Source organism: Mesorhizobium sp. P2_E9 (assembly GCF_056403815.1).
Window position 1 is genome coordinate 223,768 of the sequence record NZ_JBFUET010000003.1, and the last position, 22,278, is coordinate 246,045.

The window sequence follows — 22,278 nt, forward strand, 5'->3', positions numbered from 1 at the left end:
CATGCCTGCTGAGGGTCCGCGCGGTGCCAAGCTCAACTCACGATGGCTCACAATCGTCGGCATCGGCGAGGACGGTTTAGCCGGTCTCGGTGACGAGGCCAAGCAGCGGATCGCCGAAGCGGAGTTCATCTTCGGCGGCAAGCGGCATTTGGCGCTGGTCGAGTCCTTCGCCAAGGGCAAGCCACGCCCCTGGCCGGTCCCTTTCGATGCGGGAATGGTTGATGTGCTGGCGCTTGCCGGCAGCAAAGTCTGCGTGCTCGCCTCCGGCGATCCCTTCTTCCACGGGGTCGGCGCCACCCTCGCCCGCAAAGTGAAGCCACAGGCGATGCACGTCATCCCGGCGCCGTCGGCCATTTCGCTGGCAGCCGCTCGCCTGGGCTGGGCGCTGCAGGACATCGAGACGATCTCGCTGCATGGCCGTCCGCTCGACCTGATCCGACCGCTGCTGCAGCCGAACGCGCGCATCCTGGCATTGACGTCGGATGCCGAAGCGCCGGCGGCAATTGCCCGCCTGCTCACCGAACTCGATTTCGGCGCCTCGCGGCTGACGGTCCTGGAGGCGCTGGGCGGGCCAAAGGAAACGCAGCGCACGGCTCGCGCCGATGCCTTCGATCTCGAAAACATCAATCCGCTCAACGTGCTGGCGGTCGAAGTTGAATCCGGTCCAGATGCGCGCGTTCTGCCATTGGCGTTCGGCCTTGCCGATCATCTGTTCGATCATGACGGCCAGATCACCAAGCGCGAAATCCGCGCCATCACCCTTTCGGCGCTGGCGCCGAGGCGCGGCGAATTGCTGTGGGACATCGGCGCCGGCTCCGGCTCCATCGGCATCGAATGGATGCTGGCCCATCCCCTGATGCGCACTATCGCCATCGAAGCCGACCCGATCCGCGCCGCCCGCATCGGCCATAACGCTGCTACCTGTGGCGTTCCCGGCCTTGTCGTCGTGGAAGGCAGCGCGCCCAAGGCGCTTGCCGGGCTGGACACGCCGGACGCGATCTTTATCGGCGGCGGCGGCAGCGACACCGGCGTGTTGAAGGCCGCCATCAAGGCGCTGCGCCCTGGTGGCCGGCTCGTCGCCAATGCGGTGACGCTGGAGATGGAGGCCCTGCTGCTCGCCCAGCACACGAAACTCGGTGGCGATCTCACCCGGATAAACATTTCGCGCGCCTCGCCCGTCGGCTCGATGCAGGCATGGCGGCCGGCCATGCCGGTCACCCAATGGAGCTGGGGAAAGCCATGATGGTCGCGGGCATCGGCAGCCGAAAAGGCGTTGGAGTTGAAGACGTGCTTGCCGCGATTGAAACCGCTCTCGAAGCACATGGGCTGGCAATGACCGCGCTGTCGGCGCTGGCCACCGCCCCGCTCAAGAAGGATGAAGAAGCGATCACTGCTGCTGGCCGCGCGCTGAACCTTCCGGTCATCATCGTCGATGATGCAGCACTTCAAGCTGCCTCGCCGGCGACACTCAGCAGTTCCAGCCTCTCGCAGGAGCTGACCGGCACACCCTCGGTTTCGGAGGCGTCAGCCCTTGCGGCGGCCGGCAAAGGCGCCACGCTGCTTGGCCCGCGCACCGTGCTCGGCCCGGTCACCTGCGCCATCGCCATCAGCGGAGACGCGCCATGACCGTCCATTTTATCGGCGCCGGTCCGGGCGCCGCCGACCTCATCACGCTGCGCGGCGCGAAGCTCCTGGCAAGCTGTCCGGTCTGCCTCCACGCCGGTTCGATCGTGGCGCCTGAATTGCTGCAGCACTGCGCGCCGGGGACGAAACTGATCGACACTGCGCCGATGTCGCTTGACGAGATCGAGGCCGCCTATCTCGACGCCTACAAGGCCGGCCACGACGTCGCCCGGCTGCATTCCGGCGACCTGTCGGTGTGGAGCGCCGTTGCCGAGCAGATTCGCCGGCTGGAAAAGCACGGCATCCCCTACACGCTGACGCCGGGCGTCCCCTCCTTCGCCGCCGCGGCCGCCGCACTGCGCCGTGAACTGACCATTCCCGAAGTCGCGCAAAGCCTGGTGCTGACCCGTATCTCCGGCCGTGCGTCAAAGATGCCGTCCGGCGAAACGCTGGCCGGTTTCGGCCGCACCGGCGCCACGCTGGCCATCCATCTTGCCATTCACGCCATCGACCGAGTCGTCGCCGAGTTGACGCCGCATTATGGCGGCGATTGCCCGGTGGCGATCGTCTTCCGCGCCTCCTGGCCGGACGAGCGCGTGCTGACGGGAACGCTGGAAACCATCGAGGCGCAACTCGCCTCTGACCCGATGGAGCGCACCGCGATCATCTTCGTCGGCCGCTCGCTGGCGGCGGAAGGCTTTGGCGAGAGTTCATTGTACGACGCCCACTATCAGCGGCGTTTTCGCGGACGGGACGGATTGTGAGCGGCAGCACCAAAAACAAGGGCGACAACGCCGCGCTCGAACAAGCGCTTGCCCGGCTGAACTTCAAGCCGCGCCGGCTCGAGCCGGGCCATGTCTGGCTCGCCGGCGCCGGTCCTGGCGACCCCGGCTGCCTGACGCTGGAAGTGCTGGCAGCGTTGGCCGAAGCGGACGCGCTGGTCTACGACGCGCTCGTCTCGCCCGATGTTGTCGCGGTGGCCGCAAACGCCGAGCTGTTCTTTGCCGGCAAGCGCGGCGGAAAACCGTCGATGAAGCAGGACGACATCACCGCCCTGCTGGTGCGGCTTGCGCGCGAAGGCCGCCGCGTCGTCAGGCTGAAAGGCGGCGATCCCTATATTTTCGGTCGCGGCGGCGAAGAGGCTTTGGCGCTCGCGCGGGAAAACATCCCGTTCCGCGTGCTGCCCGGCCTGACCTCGGGTCTGAGCGCGCTGGCCGCGACCGGCATTCCGGCCACCATGCGCGGCATCAACAAGGCGGTGATCCTGGCGACCGGCCACGCCGCCGGCACCGATGATGACATCGACTGGGCGGCGATCGCCCGCACCGGCCAGCCAGTCGTCGTCTATATGGGCATGGCCAATCTGCCGCTGATCGCAGCCGCCCTGCTCGACGGTGGGCTGGCGCCATCGACGCCAGCGGCGGTGATCGTCGCCGCGACAACGCCGCAGGAACGAACCGTCGTCGCCACGCTCGCCACCATCGCCGAGGAAGCGGCAGCCGCAGGCCTCGCCTCGCCGGCACTGATCGTCGTCGGCGGCATCGTCGCCATGCGCGCGGCACTGGCGGGGCAGGCATGACGGCCCGCGCCATCATCATCGGCGCGCCCCGCTCCGGTTCGGGCAAGACCAGCGTCACCATCGGTATTCTGCGCGCGCTCACCCGGCGTGGGCTGAAAGTGCGTGGCGCCAAATCCGGCCCCGACTATATCGATCCTGGTTTCCATACCGCCGCCACCGGCCTGTCCGGCGTCAATCTCGACAGCTGGGCCATGCCGCCGTCGCTGCTCAACGCACTCGCCGCGCAACAGGCCGACGACACCGATTTCGTCATCCTTGAAAGCGCCATGGGCCTGTTCGACGGCATTCCGGCCGCGCCGGGGCGCACCGGCTCTGCGGCCGACCTCGCCCGGCTCTATGGCCTGCCGGTGCTGCTGGTGCTCGACGTTTCCGGACAATCGACCACGGCTGCGGCCGTCGCCAAGGGGTTTGCCACCTACGACCCGGATGTGCGCATGGCCGGCGTCGTGCTCAACCGGCTGGGCAGCGAGCGCCACCGCCGGCTGTCCGGCGACGCCATCGAGGCGATCGGCCTGCCCGTCGTCGGCGCCATCCTGCGCGATCCCACGCTCAATTTGCCCGAACGCCATCTCGGCCTCGTCCAGGCCGGCGAGTATGATGATCTGATGGCGCATCTCGACCGGCTGGCGGACATGGCGGAGAAATCGCTCGACCTCGATGCTGTGATGAGGCTGGCAACGCCCCTCACCCCGGCGCCCGGCGACTTCGCCGGCGCGCTGCAGCCGCCCGGCCAACGCATCGCGCTGGCCGAAGATGCCGCCTTCACCTTCCTCTACCCGCATGTCGCCGCCTACTGGCGCAAGGCCGGCGCGGAAATCGTTCCGTTCTCACCGCTAGCCGATGACGCGCCCGACGACAGCTGCGATGTCTGCTGGCTGCCCGGCGGCTATCCCGAGCTTCATGCCGGCAAGCTCGCAGCGGCGGAGACGTTCAAAACCGGCATGGCAAGATTTGCGGCGACGAAGCCCATCCACGGCGAGTGCGGCGGCTTCATGGTGCTCGGCGAAGCGCTGGAGGATGCATCGGGCGAGACGCACGGGATGCTTGGCCTGCTCGGCCATGCCACCAGCTTCGCCAAACGCAAGATGAACCTCGGCTACCGCGAGGCGCGGCTGCGCGCCGACTGCCCCCTGGGATCTACGGGCGCGCTGATCCGCGGCCACGAATTCCACTATGCGCAGATGACCGCCACCGGCAATGATGAGCCTTTGGCCGACCTCGCCGACGGCCAGGGCAATCCGATCGGCGCCTCCGGCTACCGACGCGGCCATGTCAGCGGCACCTTCTTCCACGCCATTGCGAGGGGCTAGAACAAGATGCCGAAAAATGGCGACCGGTTTTCGGAAAAGATCAGGCTCATGGTCCGGAACATCATCGTTTCGCCTCGTCAAATCCTCGACGACGTGGCGCTCTGCCTGGTCTTCTTCACCAGACTGCCGCTCCCCGTCTTCGACTTTCGCGGCCGCGGCCTTGCCGCCGCGATCTGGGCCGCACCGATCGCCGGCCTCGTCGTCGGGCTGATCGGCGCCATCGTCTTTGCCACGGCGGAGCGATTCGGCCTCGCCATGGGGCCGGCGGCAGCACTTGCCCTCGTCGCCACGGTGATCACAACCGGCTGCCTGCACGAGGACGGGCTTTCCGACGTCGCCGACGGCTTTGGCGGCGGCAAATCGCGCGGCCGCAAACTGGAGATCATGCGCGACAGCCGCATCGGCGCTTATGGCGCCATGGCGCTGGGTCTGTCGCTGCTGATCCGCTGGAGCGCGCTGTCGCAATTGGTCGACCCGACGCAGGCGCTCTTTGCCCTTGTTGCCGCCCACGCGGCCTCGCGTGGCGTGCTGGGCGCCTTCATGCATCTCTTGCCGCCAGCGCGCGATGACGGCCTCTCGGCCGGCGCCGGCACCGTCTCGCTTGAAACTGCGATCGCCGCAGCCGTGCTCGGCGCGATCCCGCTTCTGCTGCTTGGGCTCGGCGGCGCCATCGCCGCCCTCATCCTGCTTGGCCTGCTGTTTGCCGCCTTCCACGCCCTTTGCCTCAACCAGATCGGCGGCCAGACCGGCGACACGATCGGCGCTTTGCAGCAGGTGAGCGAAATCGCGGTGCTGCTCGTCGCTTCCGTCGCGCTTTCCTGAATCCCTTGACCTGATTCCCTTCCGGAGACCTTGCCCCCATGCCCTTCAAATCCCTCGATGAACTGCGCGCCGCCTGCCTCGACCTGCCCGCCGGCAGCGATACGGCCGCAAAGGCGGTTGCCAACCGCCAGGACACGCTGACCAAGCCGCAAGGCAGCCTCGGGCGGCTGGAGACCATCGCCGCGTGGCTGGCGCGCTGGCAGGGCCGCGACATGCCCAGGCTCGATCGGGTGAAGGTGTTCGTCTTCGCCGGCAATCACGGCGTCACCGCCCAAGGCGTGTCGGCTTTTCCCTCGGAAGTGACCGTGCAGATGGTGGCGAATTTCGCCGGTGGCGGTGCCGCCATCAACCAGCTCGCCCGCATCGCCGGCGCCGAACTTGATGTCATTCCGCTCGATCTCGACCATCCGACGGGCGATTTCACGCAAGTGCCGGCGATGGATGAGAAGTCCTTCCTCGCCGCTGTCTCAGCCGGCTATGACGCGGTAACGAAAGACCTCGACCTCGTCTGCTTCGGCGAAATGGGCATCGGCAACACTACGCCGGCCGCCGCTATTTCGGCCGCGCTGTTCGGTGGCGGCGCGGAAAAATGGACCGGGCGCGGCACCGGCGTCGACGATGCCGGCCTGAAGCGCAAGGTGGTCGCCATCGAGGCCGGCCTGAAGCGCCATGCCGTCGCCCTGGCTGATCCACTGGGCATTGCCGCTGCCCTCGGAGGCCGTGAACTCGCCGCCATCTTCGGCGCCACGCTTGCCGCCCGTCATCTCGGCATACCCGTGCTGCTCGACGGCTTCGTCTGCACCGCCGCCGCGGCACCGCTGGCCAAGCTGCACCCGACCGGCCTCGCGCACACCATCGCCGCCCATGTCTCGGCCGAATCGGGTCATCGTGGCCTGCTCGAAGCGCTCAGCCTGCCGCCGCTGCTCGACCTCGGCATGCGGCTCGGCGAAGGCTCCGGCGCTTGCCTCGCCGTCAACATCGTCCGCTCGGCGCTGGAGTGCCATGCAAGGATGGCGAGTTTCGCTGAGGCTGGCGTGTCGGAGAAGTAGATTCGCAACGCCGGATCACACCCGATGAATGAGCCCTCGCAAATATTCGGAGACCCCAAACAGGGACTTCGGGATATTCTTGCGAGGATTATCCGGGATTTCGACAGCAAGAGCGGAGCTTTTGCCGGGCTGAATTACAATTCGCCGTGGATACTGGCAACACAGGATTGGGCAGAGCGATCAGGCCATACGGTCGAAGAGCTGTGCGAGATGATTTCTCAATGGCGGATTTCGATGTTTTCCGGCGAGGCGACAGATTTGAAAATCATTCAGATTTTCGAAGATCTTCGCAGTGCCGCTGAGGAGTGGAGAACCGAAACAGCTTACATCGACCCGCCCGCTCGTTATGATCCTGAAAAGGCAAAATTCCCGAACCGCAAGGAACTGAAGGCCCATACCCTGAAGGCATGGGGTGCCTTGGGATCGGCGAGGCAATGGCATAGCTACGATGCCAGGGACCTCAGTTTTGGCGGAGCCTTTGAAGACAGATTTGGTCACAATGTTTCGGTCACCATGACCTTCAAGCTTGGATATGGCGGGCCGGTTCGGTTGTATTTTCGCTTTCCCTATTACGAGCTTGGCGAGCCGACATCTTTTGAACTTCTTGCGCTCTCAGGCTGGGGAATAAATCGGGCGCTTAAATTGCCGGAAGCTCCCGAGCTGGAATGGATGATCGGCAAAAGCAAGACAGACTTCGAAGCTGTCGACGGCGTCATCGCTATAACCCGGGCGATTCTCACCTATCTGCGACCAACTGTGCAATAGCAGTCGAACGGTGCTGCCAACGGACAGCAGCGAAACGTCCCACTTTTAGGGTCTTTCCACCAATTTTCGAAGAATTTGGTGGGTGCGCACAGGATTGAACTGTGGACCCGCTGATTAAGAGTCAGCTGCTCTACCAACTGAGCTACGCACCCACTCGGCCGGCAAAAACCGGCGTTGGCGGGCATATAGCCGCCACCATCGGTCATGTCTAGCCCTGCCGGAATCATTTCCCGACAAATCGCTGAAGTGACGCAGATGGTCACACGAACAGCTTGCCTTCCGCCACCTTCACGGCATGGCCGCCAATGCGCGCCGAGGCCAGTTTTCCGCCTTGCACGGTCAGTTCGAGGCGGATGCGCGACGGCCGGCCCATCTCCAGGCCCTGCTCGATCCACAGCTGTGAAATGCCATCGGTCGGGCCGTCGAAATGCATGATGGCGCCGGCAAAGGCCGCCGCCGCCGAACCCGTCGCCGGGTCTTCATAGGAAGGCGTGCCGGGCACGATCATGCGCACATGGAACGCGCTTTCGTGGTTCACCGTCTCGCGGCAATAGACATAGGGGCTGGCGAAGGCCCACTCGCTCTTGCGCGGCGCCAGTTCCGACCACGCCTGGTTGTCCAGCCGGATGCGGCCCGCCGCCTCGAGATTGGCGACCGGAATGGTCACATAGGGCACACCCGCCGACCAGAAGGCGACGCGGTGATTCTCGAAACCGATCTCATGCGGCGCCAGGCCAAGGGCGGCACCGATCGCCTGCGGATCGGCCTCAAGCTCCAGCGGCTCCGGCAGTTTCGCCAGGTCGAACTCGGCGAAGGTCGCGTCATCATGCGTGCTGACGGCGCAGCGCACCGGGCCGATATTCTCTTCCAGCACGAAAATGCCGGCCCCACCCTCGCCGGAGAGTTCGGCAAGCGCGATTGCCGAACCGACGGTCGGATGGCCGGCGAACGGCATTTCATAGTCGGGCGTGAAGATGCGGATGCGGTTTTTGTGCTTGGGATTGTCCGGCGGCAGCACAAAGACCGACTCGGACAGATTGAATTCGCGCGCGATGGCCTGCATCGCTGCCGTGTCCAGACCTTTGCAATCCAACACCACCGCCAGCGGATTTCCGGCCAGTCGCTCGGTCGTAAACACATCGTAAAGCAAGTAATTCCGGGTTTGCATTCCTGCCTCATTCCCAACATGGGCGAAATTTAATTTGATATTTGAACCGGCAAGCCTGATCTGTGCACAGATAGGGACATTACGCATCATAGGGGTCCGACGTGGACCAGATTGTCAATCTGCCAAAGACGGAATCGGATTCCGCCATCGAGACGGCGCTTGGGCTCGATAAAAACGGGCGGAGCAAGTCGCGCCGGCGTGGCTGGCTCTATGCGTTGCTGACCCTGATCGTGCTTGCCACCGGTCTTGGCCTCTACCAATGGTATGCCGGCACGCCCGCCAAGATCGATTACACCACCGTGCCGGCCGCCAAGGCCGATCTCACCGTCCAGGTGTCGGCGACAGGCACGCTGCAGCCGCTCACCCAGGTCGACATTTCCAGCGAACTGTCCGGCATCATCCGCTCGGTCTCCGCCGAAGAGAACCAGCAGGTTAAGAAGGGCGACGTGCTGGCGACGCTCGATACGGTGAAACTCGAGGTCCAGATCGAACGCGCCGAGGCATCCGCCAAGGGCGCCGCTGCCAATGTCGAAGACGCCACGGTGACGCTGGCCGAGAACGAAAGCGCGCTGGTACGCGCGGCGGCCTTGACCAAGCGCGGCATGGCGACCGACCAGTCGCTCGAGGCGGCAACCGCGACGCGCGACCGCGCCAAGGCAGCACTCGACAGTGCGCAAGCCAATCTCGCCATCGCCCAGGCCGACCTCAAGGCGCAGCAGACCGATCTTGCCAAGAGCACGATCTATGCGCCGATCGACGGCATCGTGCTGACGCGCTCGGTCGACCCCGGCCAGACGGTCGCCTCCTCGCTGCAGGCGCCGGTGCTGTTCATCATCGCCGCCGATCTCAGGAACATGGAACTGGTGGCGGCGGTCGACGAAGCCGACATCGGCGCCGTCAAGTCAGGCCAGCACGCGCGCTTCACCGTCGATGCCTTCCCGGACCGGCCGTTCGATGCCGAGATCCGCGACATCTCCTATGCCTCGGTCACCACCGACGGCGTCGTCACCTACAATGCGCGGCTCGAAGTCGACAACAACGAGCTGCTGCTGCGCCCCGGCATGACCGCCACCGTTTCGGTCGTCACGAGGGAAGCCAAGGGCGTGCTCACCGTGCCCGCCACCGCCTTCCGCTACCGCCCGGTGCAGCAGACGGCCCGTGCGTGGAGCCTCAGCGACCTGTTCACCGGCCGTATGGGCCGCCCGGGCGGCAACCGTCAGCGCCAGGCCGCTACGGCCCCAACCGATGGCTCGCGCACGCTCTATGTGCTCGATAACGGCCGGCCGCATGCGGTCAACGTCAAGATCGGCTCGACCGACGGCGAACTGACCGAGATCACGTCAGGCCTGGAGGAAGGCGCGCAGGTCATCACCGCCTCGCAGCAGCGGAGCTAAAGCCCGTGGCCGCCGGCGCCCCCCTCATCACCTTCGACAAGGTCTGGAAGAGCTATGGCCAGGGCGAGGCCCGCGTGCATGCGCTGGCCGGCGTCGACCTTGCCATCAAGCGCGGCGAGTTTGTCGCCATCATGGGTCCGTCCGGTTCCGGCAAATCGACGGCGATGAACATCATCGGCTGCCTCGACACGCCGACGGCCGGAACCTACTCTTTCATGGGCATCGATGCCGGCCGGCTCGACCGCAACCGCCGCGCCATGCTGCGCAACCTCTATGTCGGCTTCGTCTTCCAGGGCTACAATCTGCTGGCCCGCACCACCGCGGCTGAAAATGTCGAACTGCCGCTGATCTATCGCGGTGTCGCCGCCCGCGAGCGCCGCGACCTTGCCATGCAGGCCCTCGCCCAGGTGGGCCTTGTCGGCCGCGAGCATCACACGCCGGCGGAACTCTCCGGTGGCCAGCAGCAGCGCGTGGCGATCGCGCGCGCCATCGTCACACGGCCGACCTTGCTCGTCGCCGACGAGCCGACCGGCAATCTCGACACCGCCCGTACGCATGAGATCATGGAGTTGCTGACCCAGCTCAACACCGAACTCGGCCTGACCATCGCCATGGTCACGCATGAGGCCGACGTTGCCGGTTACGCCGAGCGCACCATCCGCTTCCTCGACGGCCATGTCGCCTCCGACACCATGAAGGTAGAGCTGGCATGATCTGGGAAACCGTCCGGCTTTCGCTGCGCTCCATCCGCCGCAACGTGCTGCGCTCGTTTCTGACGCTGCTCGGCATCGTCATCGGCGTTGCCGCCGTCATTGCCATGCTCACCATCGGCTCCGGCACCACCGAAAAGGTCAAGGCCGACATTTCCAAACTCGGCAGCAACCTGCTGGTCGTCCGTTCCGGCCGGCCGGCCGGTCCCGGCGGTCCGGGCGGGCTCGACCAGGTGGTGCGCCCACTGGCCGAAAAGGACCTCGAAGCCCTGGTTGCGCATTTGACCGGCGCGCGCGCCATTTCGCCGGCCTCGCAAAAGCAGGTGCGTGTCATCTTCGGCACCGAGAGCCTGACCTCGGGCGTTACCGGCACCGACAGCGCCTATCTCGACGCGCGCGACTGGAAGCTGGTGTCGGGCCGCCCGTTCAGCGATTCCGAAACCCGTTCGGGCACCGGCGTCTGCCTGATCGGCGAGACGGTGCGCCAGCAGTTCTTCGGCGCCGGCGACCCCGAAGGCGAGATCATCCGCGTCAACCGTACCTCCTGCAAGATCATCGGGCTGCTCGAGCCCAAGGGCTATACCGGCTTCGGCCAGGACCAGGACAATGTCGTCTTGATGCCGCTGCACGCCTATCAGCGCCGCATCGCCGGCAACCGCGACATCGACAACATCTACATCGCCGCCGACGACCGCACGCCGACCAGCGAGCTACAGCCGCGCGTCGAGGACATTTTGCGCGATTCGCGCCGCATCACCCCGGACCGCGAAAGCGATTTCGGCATACGCGACATGACCCAGATCGCCGACGCCATGGCCAGCGCCACCACCACCATGACCGGCATGCTGGGCGCCGTCGCCGGCGTCAGCCTGCTGGTCGGCGGCATCGGCATCATGAACATCATGCTGGTCTCGGTCACCGAACGCACCCGCGAGATCGGCATCAGGCTGGCCATCGGCGCGCATGAAAAGCACATCCTCATCCAGTTCCTGGTCGAGGCGACGGTGCTGTCGCTGCTCGGCGGCATCATCGGCATCCTGATCGGCCTGGCGCTGGCCGGCCTCGCCGCGGTGACGCTGACGATACCCTTTGCGCCCAGTCCGGCCGTCATCCTGCTCGCCGTCGGCTTCTCCGCGCTGATCGGCATGGTGTTCGGCTTCTTCCCCGCCCTGCGTGGCGCCAGGCTCGATCCGATCGACGCGCTGCGGCACGAGTAAAGGGCAGGCTCCGCCACCGCGAGCGGCTATCCCCAACCTTGGGCGTTTGCCTGCACCGACCACACTGTCGTCCTTCGACCGACGATGCTAAGGCAAGACATCTCCGGTCGAGGAACGACGCATGAGCAAGAAGGCACGCGTAATCCTGGCGATGATCATCATCGAGGCCTTCCTGGCAGGCATCTGGTGGTACCTCGCCCGTTACGGCATGGCCAATCCCGATCGCGTCACATCAGATTTCCAGGTGGTCGTCGGCCAGACCATGGGAATGGCCATGGGTGGGTTGCTGGGCATCGGCGCTATCCTGTTCTTGGTCGCCGCCCGCAACGATCGCAAGGCGGCGCAGGACGGGACGCGTCGCTAATCCTCGCCGGCAAAATGCCACTCGATCAGCGGCCTCATGTGCGGCGATAGCCCCTCCGGCAGGTCGGCGGCATGACGGATGATCACCGGCCCCTCGATCTCTGGATCGGTCTCTGCTGCGACGAAGGCTGAGATCCGCCGCGCGATCTCATCGGCCGGCTCATCGACATGATAGCGACGGAAAATGACCGTACCGCTCGCGGTCGACAAAGCGTGCCAGCGCATGCCGCGCCTGGCAGCCGACAGGTCGAGGCCGGTCTCCTCGCGCACTTCGCGGATCATGTTGAAATCGACATCAACCAGCCCGTCGCGAAAATCGATCGGCTCGAACGAACCAGCGGCGAAATAGACGCGGCCGGCATTGACGGTGCGCGGCCCCATGCGGATCGCCACCAGCGCGTTGTCACCAGCCACCAGCACAGCATGCGCATAGGCGTGCTCGGCGCCGGAGTTCTCGCGCCGCTGCCGCCAGAGCATGAAGGTGGAGTAGTTGACCGCGTGGCAGCGGCCGACAAGGCGATTGTCGCGCCAGGCGAGCTGGGAGAGCAGCACCACGGTGCCGTCGAACAGTGCCGGATTGGCAGCGATCTCACGCTGCCAGTTCTCGGCGATCGCCTGCTCGTTGTCGCGAGCGAACGGATGCGGGCCGGGGTCGAGCCGCACGTCGATGGCATTGACCGGCAGGATGACATTGCGCGGCAGGTCGAAACTCATGCGGTTCAGGCCATATCCAGCGTGATCGCCACCGGGCAATGGTCCGACGCTTTCGGCCGGTCCCAGCCGGCGCGCGGGAAACGTTCGACCTCCTGGCCCGGGGGGAAAATGGTGCGCCAGGGCTGGCCGTTGCGGATGATGTCGGGTACCGCGGTGGCGTTCTTCGCCGCCAGCCCCTTGGACAGCAGGATATAGTCGAGCTGACAGAGATGCCGCTCGTCGGGCCCGCGCGTGTGATAGAAGGTCCAGCGGTTCATTTCCGGCCGCCGCTCGACGACGTTCTCGCAGAAGCCGCCAGCCGTCAGCACATTGATGCAGGACTGGTTCTCGTCGACCACCTCGAAACGATAACCGTCGACCTCGTCGCCGGCGATCTTCACGCGCTGGCGGTAGTCGTTCATGTCGCCGCAGATCGCCCAGCGCTTGTCGGCGGCATGCTCCCCACCGAAGCGCTCCTCGATGATGCGGCGCACGGCCAGGGCCTCGGCGATGCGCACCGGCATCGTCGCCTCGCGTCCGTCGAGCCCATTGCGCGGCGAGCCCATCGACTTGAAGTGCACGAGATAGAGCGTCAGCGGCACGCCGCCGATGGTGAGGTCGACCTCCAGGCAATCGCGCCGGAAGATGCGCTCATTGGCCTGGTTGCCGAGCGCCGCCAGCTCCGCCGTGTGCAGCCCGAACTGCTCGTAGGTGACGTAGGCGTGGCTGGTCATGCGCACGAATTCGATCGGCTGGCCCTGCGCGGTCTCGTTGCGCATCATCAGGGCGACATCGATGCCGCGCGAATCATTGCCCGATGTGGTGTATTTCTGGCGGTAGCCCTGCCCCACCATCTTGAACAGATAGCCATATTCGAAGGCCTTCAGCGCCTCGATGTTGTCGACCTCCTGCATGCAGATGATATCGGCACGGGTGGCGGCGATCGCCAGCGCCGACAGCTGGCGCGTGTCGTCGGACTGGGCGATGGCGCGGGCCTGCTCCAGCATCTTGTACTCGGCCTCGCTCTGGATATCGAACAGCGCCAGCGTCCGATCCTCATTGAGCTGGTTGCGATAGCCGGAAAAATCGAACCTGTTCATCAGGTTCTCGACATTGAAGGTGGCAATGCGCAGCGACATGCCCTGACCTTTGCCTGCAAGTGCTGGAGAAGACAAGATCACAGGACCACAAGCAGGGATCGATTGGCCCTGGCGGCATTCGCGCCATGGTTGACGGAACCTTTCCGTTCATCCGCCGTTCAGACGCAAAGATCCACAGTAGGCCCATTCCCAGGGTAGGCGTGGGGCCTGTATCTCTTGGAGAGTGCAATGAATTCGCTCTTTTCTTCCACCATCAAATCCGGGCTGATAGCGCTCGGCATTGTCTCCGGCATCACGGCACCGTCGGCCGCCGGACCGATCCTGCAGCCGGATCTGTCGATTCCCGCCAGCACCGCGGCACCTACGGTCACGCCGGTTCGTGATGGCTGGGCGGGCGGCAACGACGACTGGAGATGGCGCCGCCATGACTGGCGTCGCAACTGGAACCGCGGCAATTGGAACGGCGGCAATTGGAACGGCGGCGGTGACGATTGGCGCTGGCGCCATGGTCGCCGCCACTATCACGGCGGCTATGACGATGGCGCTGCCGCGGTTTTGGGCCTTGGTCTGGGGCTTGGGCTTGGCAGCATGTACAACAACTACAACAACTACGATTACTATGCGCCACCGCCGCGCCGCTACTATCGCGCCGGGCGACTTTCCAACGCCCATGTCCGGTGGTGCTACAACAGGTACCGGTCGTATCGCGCTTACGACAACACGTTCCAGCCCTATAACGGCCCGCGCCAGCAGTGCTGGTCGCCTTATAGCTGAGCTACGCTGACAGACGAATACACGAAACGGCGCCGCGCATCGCGGCGCCATTTCGTGCGCTGGCACCGAGCCTAAGCCTCACTGGCACCACGGCTCAACGGAACCGCGAGCACAGTGACGCGCAGCGCTCCGCCGCGATCGGTCGGCTACTGGCCTGGATCTTTGGCGTAATCCTCCTGCGCCCTCTCGGACAGCTGCCTCAACACGCCAAGGAAGTCGTTGAACCGCTGCTCACCGATCTCCTGCGCCCATTCCGCATGCAACCGCCGCAGGCAGGTGAAAATCGTCTCGACAAGCTGCCACCCGCGCGCACTCAGGTAGATGAGGCGCCGGTCGCTGCCCTCGCGAGAGCGCCTCTCGATATAGCCGAGCTCCTCGAGCTGGATGAGGAGGTAGTTGACCGCCTGCCTCGACATTCGCTTCTGGCGAGCCAGTTCCGACGGCCTTACGCCATCCGGAAGGGGATACGAGAACACGGCGAAGTGAGCGTCCTGAAAGTCGGTGAAGCCGGCGTCATGAATGGCCCTGTGCATCTGGTCGCGAACGTGCTGCCAAGTGATGCGCAGGAGAGCCCCGAAGAACGGCGGGCCAAGCTCTCTTTCGGGCTCCGGCGGTTCTGTCGTCTGAACGGCTGTTGACATTGTTGTAAAGTCCTTTTACAAATTTCGTAAAGCCACTTTACAACAAGGAACATGTCGATGGAAGCGAGTACACAGAGCGTCCTGAGGATCGGTGAGCTGGAGTTGCGCTTCCTGGTCTCAGACAAGGGTGCAACCGTGTTTGAATTCGTTGTCCCGTCCCGCGCCCGCGTACCCGCGCCCCACTACCATCAGGAGGCGGACGAAACGCTGTATGGGCTGGAAGGCATTTTGACGATCACCGTCAATGACCGAAAGCAGGAACTCGGCGTGGGAGATGCCGTCTTCATTCCGCGGGGCAGTGTCCACCACCACGAGAATCTGCACGACGGTGTGTCGCGGACTTTGGCCGTGTTGACGCCGGGGTCCATCGGGCGCCGCTACTTCGAGGAGATTGCCGAGGTGATCAATGTCCCCGGCAAGCCCGACCTGGCCAAGGCGAACGAGGTCATGCTGCGCCACGGGCTCGTGCCCGCGTAGACGCCTGCGACAAGCCCACTGCGGCCAACTCGCAGCAGCGGGCCAGATTGCGTATTCTTGGAAATCCCAGCGCACCCGCGGAGCGAAGCCCGAGGATGCGCAAGGGCAAGAGCGTGGATTTCGCTCAGTTCTTGGCCTTGTCGACCAGCTTGTTCTTGGAAATCCACGGCATCATCGCACGCAGCTTGGCGCCGACTTCCTCGATCTGGTGGCTGTCGTTGTTGCGGCGGATGCCCTTGAAGCGTGACATGCCGGCGCGATATTCCTGCATCCACTCCGAGGTGAATTTTCCCGTCTGGATGTCCTTCAGCACGCGCTTCATCTCGGCCTTCGTCTCGGCGGTGATGATGCGCGGGCCCGACACATACTCGCCCCATTCGGCGGTGTTCGAGATCGAGTAGTTCATGTTGGCGATGCCGCCTTCATAGATCAGGTCGACGATCAGCTTGACCTCGTGCAGGCACTCAAAATAGGCCATCTCGGGCGCGTAGCCGGCTTCCACCAGCGTCTCGAAGCCGGCGCGGATGAGTTCGACCAGACCGCCGCAGAGCACGACCTGCTCGCCGAACAGATCGGTCTCGCATTCCTCGCGGAAATTGGTCTCGATGATGCCCGAACGGCCACCGCCGACGCCGCAGGCGTAGGACAGGGCGAGATCAAGCGCGTTGCCCGAAGCGTCCTGGTTGACGGCGACCAGGCACGGCACGCCGCCGCCCTTCTGGTATTCGCCACGCACCGTGTGGCCCGGGCCCTTCGGCGCGATCATGACGACGTCGACGGTCGACTTCGGCTCGATCAGGCCGAAATGCACGTTGAGGCCGTGCGCGAAGGCGATCGCTGCACCATCGCGGATATTCGGCGCGATTTCGTTCTTGTAGATGTCGGCCTGCAGCTCGTCGGGCGTCGCCATCATCATCAGGTCGGCCCATTTGGCGGCATCGGCCACGCTCATCACCTTGAGACCGTCGGCCTCGACCTTCTTGGCGGTCGCCGAGCCGGCCTTGAGGCCGATGGCGATCTCCTTGGCGCCGGAATCCTTGAGGTTGAGCGCATGTGCCCGGCCCTGGCTGCCATAGCCGATGATAGCGACCTTCTTGCCCTTGATCAGGTTGAGATCGGCATCACGATCGTAATAAACACGCATTTTGTCTTCCTTCCCGTTTTATAAATCAGAGGCCTTACGGCCCGGTTTTTGCTCCGAAAAGAGCGAGAAACTGCTGCGTCGCGCGGACGGCATCGCCACCGATCGTCGCCTCAGTCAATTCCAGCCGGTCGCCGAGCAGCAGACGGATCTGCACGTCGCGGGCGACCAGCCCGAAAAAGCTACGGAACGCCGTCTCGGCATCCGCGAAATCCAAAAGCCCTGCCTGCCGGCCTGCCTCCAGCACCGGCTTCAGCCGCTTGGCCAGCGCGAAGCGGCCATTTTCCAACACGACGGCCCCAAGATTATCCTTGCCCGACCCTGCATGGCTGACCGCCACCCGGTTGAGCGCGATCGACGTATCGCTGGAAATCACCTTCAGCCAGTCGGAAGCAAAGCGCTCGAGGCTTGCCGTCAGCGAGGCAAGGTCGAGGCCCTTGCCGTCGACGGACGCCACCCGCACCTTGGAGGCCTGCCACTGCACGGTTGCCGTCAACAGCCCGTCGCGGTCGCCAAACCATTTGTAGAGCGTTTCCTTGGAGCAGCTGGCCCGCCTGGCCACGGCGGTCATGGTCAGCTGATCGCCCTCCTCGACCAACAGCCGCAACGCCGCATCCAGAACGGCCTTCTGCCGCTCCGTCAGCGTCTCGCTGGTGTCGATATCGGGCACGATGTGCAACACGCTCTTCCCTCAAGGACGGGCAAGCCGTCAATATCCGGCATGCCGTACCGTACGTTACGGTTCGGCACCTCTATGGCGTATTGCACCGGACCTTGCAAGCCCTATTTCTCTCTGGACGACTTCACTGTTGGCGTCCTGCAAGGAAAAGAAACATGTTGGTCGGATTGCTTGCCTTCACCATGTCAGCCGTGTTTGCCGGCGCCGCGGTCTATGTCAGCGTCGCCGAGCAGCCGGCACGGCTTCGCCTAGACGACAGTGCTTTGTTGCAGGAATGGCAGCCCTCCTACAAGCGCGGCGCCGCCATGCAGGCGTCGATTGCCATTGTCGCCTGCGTCCTCGGGCTGATTGCCTGGTGGTTGATCGGCGGCCTCGCCATTCTTGTCGGCGCGGTGCTGATTATCCTGCCCTGGCCGTGGACGCTCATTGCGATGATGCCGACCAACAGGGTGCTGGAAGCGATGGATGCCGGCGCCGCCAATCCGCAAGCCAGGCTCCTGATCGTCAAATGGGGCAATCTGCACCTGGTTCGCGTGGCCCTTGGCGTGCTGGCGACACTGGCCTTTTTCTGGGGCAGCTATCTGGCCTGACATCGGTCGGATCTTACCGGGCCAGCCTCAATCGCCGGCAGGCGGATGGCGCAGCCGGCCAAGCAGTGCCGACACCGTGTTCAGCTCGTTGGGCGTAAGCCTGGCGCCAACCAGTTCGGCGATCGACCGGCCGTAGACGGCCCACATCCGCCGGCGCGTCTCTCGCCCCTTGGCCGTGATGCGGATGGTCTGGCCGCGGCCGTCGTCCGCCACCGGCAGCTTCTCGACCAACCCATCGGCCTCGAGCCGCGCCAGAAGCCGCGAGATGTTGTACTGCGCAAACAGGGTCCGCTCGATCAATTGAAACGGCCGCAAGCCGCCCTCGCCCGCCTCGGCGAGCTCGTGCAGCACGTCGTACCAGGCAAGCGGCGGCAGGCCGCCCTGCTTCAGCGCGTCTTCGGCACTCTCCACCAGCTGGCGCGACACGCGCATCAGGCGAGCCCAGGCGTTGATGGCTTGCGGCGAAGGCGTGGCTTTCTCGGTCATGACCGTACCATAAGAGATAGATGCAATTGCATCAAGCTTGACGATCAATGCATCTGCATTTACATAGATGCAATTGCATTAATACCGAAAGGCAAATCATGTCCGACAAACTCGTTCTCGTCAGCCATCCTCTCTGCCCCTATGTCCAGCGCGCGGCGATCTCGCTGACCGAAAAGGGCGTGCCGTTCGAACGCGTCGACATCGACCTCGCCGACAAGCCGGACTGGTTCAAGGTGATCTCGCCGCTCGGCAAGGTGCCGCTGCTGCGCGTGCAGCGAAATGGCGAGGAAACGACAATCTTCGAATCCGCGGTCATCCTCGAATTCCTCGAAGAGACCCAGGCCAATCCCCTCCACCCCGCCGATCCTTACGCCCGTGCCCGGCACCGTGCCTGGATCGAGTTCGGCTCGGCCACCCTCAACGCCATCGGCCGCTTCTATTCAGCACCGACCGAGGCCGGCTTCCTTGCCGAATCCGGCGCGCTGTCGGGGATGTTTGATCGCCTCGAGGCCGAACTGGCTGATGGCACCGATCGGAATGGCCCATGGTTCGCCGGCGACAGCTTCTCGCTCGTCGATGCGGTCTATGGGCCGGTTTTCCGATATCTCGACGCCTTCGACCGGATCGGCGATTTCGGAATCCTGGACGGCAAGCCGCATGTCCAGGCCTGGCGGCAGGCCTTGCGTGATCGTCCCTCGATCAGGCACGCGGTGGCGGCTGACTATCCGCAGCGCCTGCACGCGTTCCTGCAAGCCAAGGGATCATTTCTGTCGAGCCTCATCCATCGGAACGATCAAGCCGGACCATTTGCGTTGGCACGATCGGCTTGAACGCTCGGATCACGAACAAGCAGTCGCTTTGAGCGGTCTCAGTTCTCGAACATGACAAAGGCAGCCCAGACCCGCGGGTCCTGGGCGCCCGCTATCTTGCCGTCGCGGGCATCGCGGCGGGTCTGGCGCAGCGCTTCCGGATAGGTCTGTCCGCCGGCAAGATGGTTGTAGAACCCGACCATGAAGGCGGCGGTTCCGGCGTCGTCCACCGGCCACAGCGTCAGCAGCGCGCGTTTGGCGCCGGCAATGTCGATTGCCGTCGGCAGGCCGCGCAAGCCGCCGACGAATGTCTCCTGGCCACGGGCTGTCTCACAGGCAGACAGGACAAGCAGGTCGAGGCCCGACAGATCCCAGTTCATCAGCTCCATGCCATAGAGCCGGCCGTCCTCATCGTCGCGTTTCATCGACTGCCGGTCTCCCGACTGCGACAGCACGACCTGGCTCTGCCAAAGCGCATTCACAGCGCTCACGCCGCCCTCTTTCTCGTCGCGATAGGCGCCATGGGTGGCCAGATGCGCAATCGTCGCCTGCTCCATATCCTTCCGCAGCGTCCGCTCGCTGGCCCCCGTCCCGGTGAGCATTTCGACCGAATAGTGATCGGCACGCAGGATCGAGGCGATCGCGTCGACCTCCTTGGCTGTGCCCGGCAGCGGCTCCGCCCCCTTCTCCGGCCCGCGCGCATAGTCCAGGCCGCCGGCCAGCAAGGCTTTACCGGTCTTGGGAAAACCCTGATCGACGCCGGCATTTAACAGCGATTCCGGCCGCGTCAGCATGCGCACGACGAAGCGGTCATCGAGCGCCCCGCCCTTGCCGTCCTGCAGCAAGGGAAACGGCACGGAAAACAGCTTGCCGTCTGGCACCACGAAAAGCGTGTCGGCGCCGCCAAGCGACGGTTCCAACGGCGCGATCAGACCGGCGTAAAGCCCGGTAAATGCAGCGTTCAGATCGATCAACGTCACGGCGCCGCGCTCCTGCGCGGAACGCACGGACCTCAGGTCTGCCATGCGTGTTTCGCGAGCGGCCGGAATGATCCGTCGCGGATCGCCGAGATCGTACAGGCTAGGCTGCTGGTCCTTGCGTGTAACGATGGCATAGAGGCGCTCATCTTCCAGCGGATCGGCGCTCTCCCGATCCGCCCGCCACTTGCGGGTGATGAAGTAGTCGATCAGCGCCTGGTTGGGCTTCAGCAGGGTATCAGCCGACGGCAGCGGCTTGTCCACCACGCTCTGGCTGAAACTGTATTTGGCCATGACTCTGGCGGTGGCCTTTTGGTATGCCGCCTCGACCTGTTCCGGCTGCACCGCACCTGGATCGTCGGAACTGTCACCGCTGGAAGCCGCCTCCTGATAGGCCAGAGAGAGTCGAATCCCCGTCTTGATCAAATACCGTGTCTCCGTATCGTCCGGATCGATCAAGCGAGACAGTCTTCGCAACAGATCGCGTTTTTCATTTTCAAGCGTCGGCCAGCGGCGCACCGCTTCGGCAAATGCCGGCACCACCGATGCATTGTCTTTTGCAAGCCGCGCATAGTCGTACAGCATGTCGTCAGCCAAGGCGCGGCTGGCCTCGGCCACGATTGGGTTGCCGGCTGTGCTTACCTGAAACCAATTCCAACGCAGCATGTCATCGTCGAGAGCCGCGAAATCGGCGGCCGCCGCCTCCGGATTTGTCTTCGCCTTGAGATTAGCCGTACCTTGCCGCGCGGCAAAGGTCAGCGGGTGCACCACGCCGTATGTCGCTTCGGCGATGCTTTGGGCTCGCTCAAGTTGGCTCATACTGTTTTGCGTATCACCCACTGCGATGAAATGTGCGGCGAGCAGGTTGGCGATGTTGATTGCCAGTATTTCGGGATAGTTCGGGTCGGTGGTCAGTTGTTGCAGGCGTGCCAGCGTCGGCTGATCGAGCGGCTGCGCACCAGAGAGCGCCCTGGTGTAGAGTAGCCAAGCATCGGCCTGTTCGACCAGATTGCCTTCCTGCTTGAGAACGACGGCAATGTCCCGGTCCTGCTGGAAGTGGCGCAAGGCCTCGTCGTACTTGCCAAGGTCTAGATAGTCCTGCGCCGTGTTGTTGGCGCTAACCAAAACGTTGAAATGATCTGGGCCGTAGTAGCCGATCCGCTTGTCCAGCACGGCCAGATCGTACTGCAAGGCACGTGTCGGAGCCCCCATCTGGCGCAGCATGTCGGCCAGATTGTTCTGCAGCTTCCAGATGAAACGATCATCGGCGCCGGTCACCTGCTGGGCCAACTTCAGATTGCGCTGTTCGATATTGATGGCTGAAGCGATTTGACCGAATGCGGCGACCCCGGTCGCCAACACATCGTTGGCATACATGAGTTCCTGGGAGTCCTTGCCGTGGTAGTGGGCGTACAGATTGGTTGCTGTCGCGCACATGGAAACGAAGCCCTGATAGTCCTTCTCGGCCTGTTTCAGCATTGCGTAGTTGAGATAAAAGTCGGCCCTCTTCTCGACATCCTGCTGCATCGCCCGGGTTTTCAGGCCTTCGGCAAAAATCTCCTCGGCGTCATCGAGGATCTGGTTGTTCAGGAACGTCGCGCCTGCGTTCGAGTAACTCTCCACGGTGAATTCGTAGAGGTCGCTTCTGGCGGCATCGAGCAGCGCTGCCCGCAATTGCGCGTAGCCTTCATCGAAGCGTCCTGCGTCCATCATCAGCTTGTAGGCCGCGGCGATGCGCGCTTTCAGCGCCTCTTCACTGTCAGCCGCCCCCTGCTGACTGGCCTGGCCTGGCGTCTGGGCTTGCGCCTGAGGGAAAGGCAATGCCACGACCAGCATCAACAGGAACGATGCAACGATGCGCATCAGATGTTGCGATTTTCGCGCTCTGAACATGGCGTGCATGCGAACCGG

General features: G+C 64.2%; 24 protein-coding genes and 1 tRNA gene. 16 read left to right on the top strand and 9 right to left on the bottom strand.

What is annotated here, in order from left to right; all coding sequences use genetic code 11:
- Window position 1: 1 nt before the first annotated feature.
- From cbiE to AC1D05_RS07140, 8 genes are read left to right on the top strand one after another with little or no spacing between them, the layout of a single operon-like run.
- Entirely contained in the window at window positions 2–1,243 is a 1,242-nt protein-coding gene (cbiE, locus tag AC1D05_RS07105; RefSeq protein ID WP_477439493.1) for a precorrin-6y C5,15-methyltransferase (decarboxylating) subunit CbiE, read from the top strand.
- Window positions 1,240–1,626, top strand: coding sequence for a cobalamin biosynthesis protein (locus tag AC1D05_RS07110; protein ID WP_477439495.1), 387 nt, complete (start codon window positions 1,240–1,242; stop codon window positions 1,624–1,626). Before cbiE ends, AC1D05_RS07110 begins: the two co-directional genes overlap by 4 nt.
- Complete coding sequence (gene cobM, locus AC1D05_RS07115; protein ID WP_477439497.1) at window positions 1,623–2,387, top strand: precorrin-4 C(11)-methyltransferase; 765 nt, start codon at window positions 1,623–1,625, stop codon at window positions 2,385–2,387. Before AC1D05_RS07110 ends, cobM begins: the two co-directional genes overlap by 4 nt.
- Window positions 2,384–3,202, top strand: coding sequence for a uroporphyrinogen-III C-methyltransferase (gene cobA / locus AC1D05_RS07120; protein ID WP_477439499.1), 819 nt, complete (start codon window positions 2,384–2,386; stop codon window positions 3,200–3,202). The genes cobM and cobA overlap by 4 nt, the downstream gene beginning before the upstream one ends.
- The gene (locus tag AC1D05_RS07125) at window positions 3,199–4,512 is read left to right on the top strand and encodes a cobyrinate a,c-diamide synthase (protein WP_477439501.1); all 1,314 of its coding nucleotides are present in this window, start codon (window positions 3,199–3,201) and stop codon (window positions 4,510–4,512) included. Before cobA ends, AC1D05_RS07125 begins: the two co-directional genes overlap by 4 nt.
- A gap of 48 nt (window positions 4,513–4,560) precedes the next feature.
- Entirely contained in the window at window positions 4,561–5,334 is a 774-nt protein-coding gene (cobS, locus tag AC1D05_RS07130) for an adenosylcobinamide-GDP ribazoletransferase (RefSeq protein WP_477439503.1), read from the top strand.
- 38 nt (window positions 5,335–5,372) lie between these two features.
- On the top strand, window positions 5,373–6,383 hold the full coding sequence (cobT, locus tag AC1D05_RS07135) for a nicotinate-nucleotide--dimethylbenzimidazole phosphoribosyltransferase (protein WP_477439505.1): 1,011 nt from the start codon (window positions 5,373–5,375) through the stop codon (window positions 6,381–6,383).
- A gap of 24 nt (window positions 6,384–6,407) precedes the next feature.
- Window positions 6,408–7,148 (top strand): hypothetical protein, encoded by a 741-nt coding sequence (locus AC1D05_RS07140; protein WP_477439507.1) that lies wholly within the window; start codon window positions 6,408–6,410, stop codon window positions 7,146–7,148.
- Window positions 7,149–7,224: 76 nt separating this feature from the next.
- On the opposite strand, the gene AC1D05_RS07145 is transcribed toward AC1D05_RS07140, so the two are convergent.
- Window positions 7,225–7,300: transfer RNA gene (locus AC1D05_RS07145), tRNA-Lys, on the bottom strand.
- Window positions 7,301–7,407: 107 nt separating this feature from the next.
- Entirely contained in the window at window positions 7,408–8,316 is a 909-nt protein-coding gene (locus AC1D05_RS07150; protein WP_477439509.1) for a PhzF family phenazine biosynthesis protein, read from the bottom strand.
- 101 nt (window positions 8,317–8,417) lie between these two features.
- On the opposite strand from AC1D05_RS07150, the gene AC1D05_RS07155 reads away from it, so the two are divergent.
- The 4 genes from AC1D05_RS07155 to AC1D05_RS07170 all read left to right on the top strand — a co-directional run bounded on the left by AC1D05_RS07155 (window position 8,418) and on the right by AC1D05_RS07170 (window position 12,001).
- Window positions 8,418–9,710: an efflux RND transporter periplasmic adaptor subunit gene (locus tag AC1D05_RS07155; RefSeq protein WP_477439511.1), complete on the top strand. Its 1,293-nt coding sequence runs from the start codon at window positions 8,418–8,420 to the stop codon at window positions 9,708–9,710.
- A 5-nt stretch (window positions 9,711–9,715) separates the two neighbouring features.
- Entirely contained in the window at window positions 9,716–10,423 is a 708-nt protein-coding gene (locus tag AC1D05_RS07160; protein ID WP_477439513.1) for an ABC transporter ATP-binding protein, read from the top strand.
- A complete protein-coding gene (locus tag AC1D05_RS07165) occupies window positions 10,420–11,637 on the top strand; it encodes an ABC transporter permease (protein ID WP_477439515.1) in 1,218 nt (405 codons plus the stop codon). Before AC1D05_RS07160 ends, AC1D05_RS07165 begins: the two co-directional genes overlap by 4 nt.
- A 121-nt stretch (window positions 11,638–11,758) precedes the next feature.
- Window positions 11,759–12,001, top strand: a complete 243-nt coding sequence (locus tag AC1D05_RS07170) for a hypothetical protein (RefSeq protein ID WP_477439517.1) — start codon at window positions 11,759–11,761, stop codon at window positions 11,999–12,001.
- Here the strand turns inward: AC1D05_RS07170 and AC1D05_RS07175 are convergent.
- Window positions 11,998–12,714 carry an NUDIX hydrolase gene (locus tag AC1D05_RS07175; RefSeq protein ID WP_477439519.1) on the bottom strand — a complete coding sequence of 239 codons (717 nt, stop codon included), beginning with the start codon at window positions 12,712–12,714 and terminating at the stop codon, window positions 11,998–12,000. The genes AC1D05_RS07170 and AC1D05_RS07175 overlap by 4 nt on opposite strands.
- A 5-nt stretch (window positions 12,715–12,719) precedes the next feature.
- The gene (locus AC1D05_RS07180; RefSeq protein WP_477439521.1) at window positions 12,720–13,832 is read right to left on the bottom strand and encodes an endonuclease/exonuclease/phosphatase family protein; all 1,113 of its coding nucleotides are present in this window, start codon (window positions 13,830–13,832) and stop codon (window positions 12,720–12,722) included.
- Window positions 13,833–14,021: 189 nt separating this feature from the next.
- On the opposite strand from AC1D05_RS07180, the gene AC1D05_RS07185 reads away from it, so the two are divergent.
- Window positions 14,022–14,567 carry a BA14K family protein gene (locus AC1D05_RS07185; RefSeq protein ID WP_477439523.1) on the top strand — a complete coding sequence of 182 codons (546 nt, stop codon included), beginning with the start codon at window positions 14,022–14,024 and terminating at the stop codon, window positions 14,565–14,567.
- Window positions 14,568–14,713: 146 nt separating this feature from the next.
- On the opposite strand, the gene AC1D05_RS07190 is transcribed toward AC1D05_RS07185, so the two are convergent.
- Window positions 14,714–15,208, bottom strand: coding sequence for a MarR family winged helix-turn-helix transcriptional regulator (locus tag AC1D05_RS07190; RefSeq protein ID WP_477439525.1), 495 nt, complete (start codon window positions 15,206–15,208; stop codon window positions 14,714–14,716).
- A 57-nt stretch (window positions 15,209–15,265) separates the two neighbouring features.
- Here AC1D05_RS07190 and AC1D05_RS07195 point away from each other — a divergent pair, with 57 nt between their 5' ends.
- Window positions 15,266–15,685, top strand: coding sequence for a cupin domain-containing protein (locus AC1D05_RS07195; RefSeq protein ID WP_477439527.1), 420 nt, complete (start codon window positions 15,266–15,268; stop codon window positions 15,683–15,685).
- Between the two features lie 124 nt (window positions 15,686–15,809).
- Here the strand turns inward: AC1D05_RS07195 and ilvC are convergent, their stop codons facing one another.
- Together ilvC and AC1D05_RS07205 are read right to left on the bottom strand one after the other, a co-directional pair.
- Window positions 15,810–16,829 (bottom strand): ketol-acid reductoisomerase, encoded by a 1,020-nt coding sequence (gene ilvC / locus AC1D05_RS07200; RefSeq protein ID WP_013531065.1) that lies wholly within the window; start codon window positions 16,827–16,829, stop codon window positions 15,810–15,812.
- A gap of 34 nt (window positions 16,830–16,863) precedes the next feature.
- Window positions 16,864–17,508 (bottom strand): TetR/AcrR family transcriptional regulator, encoded by a 645-nt coding sequence (locus AC1D05_RS07205; protein ID WP_477439529.1) that lies wholly within the window; start codon window positions 17,506–17,508, stop codon window positions 16,864–16,866.
- Window positions 17,509–17,660: 152 nt separating this feature from the next.
- Between AC1D05_RS07205 and AC1D05_RS07210 the strand changes: the two genes are divergently transcribed.
- On the top strand, window positions 17,661–18,095 hold the full coding sequence (locus tag AC1D05_RS07210; RefSeq protein ID WP_477439531.1) for an anthrone oxygenase family protein: 435 nt from the start codon (window positions 17,661–17,663) through the stop codon (window positions 18,093–18,095).
- A 27-nt stretch (window positions 18,096–18,122) separates the two neighbouring features.
- Here the strand turns inward: AC1D05_RS07210 and AC1D05_RS07215 are convergent, their stop codons facing one another.
- Window positions 18,123–18,581 carry a MarR family winged helix-turn-helix transcriptional regulator gene (locus AC1D05_RS07215; RefSeq protein WP_477439532.1) on the bottom strand — a complete coding sequence of 153 codons (459 nt, stop codon included), beginning with the start codon at window positions 18,579–18,581 and terminating at the stop codon, window positions 18,123–18,125.
- Window positions 18,582–18,679: 98 nt separating this feature from the next.
- Here AC1D05_RS07215 and AC1D05_RS07220 point away from each other — a divergent pair, with 98 nt between their 5' ends.
- Window positions 18,680–19,411: a glutathione S-transferase family protein gene (locus AC1D05_RS07220; RefSeq protein ID WP_477439534.1), complete on the top strand. Its 732-nt coding sequence runs from the start codon at window positions 18,680–18,682 to the stop codon at window positions 19,409–19,411.
- Between the two features lie 38 nt (window positions 19,412–19,449).
- On the opposite strand, the gene AC1D05_RS07225 is transcribed toward AC1D05_RS07220, so the two are convergent.
- Window positions 19,450–22,203, bottom strand: a complete 2,754-nt coding sequence (locus AC1D05_RS07225) for a CHAT domain-containing protein (protein ID WP_477439941.1) — start codon at window positions 22,201–22,203, stop codon at window positions 19,450–19,452.
- Between the last annotated feature and the right edge of the window lie 75 nt (window positions 22,204–22,278).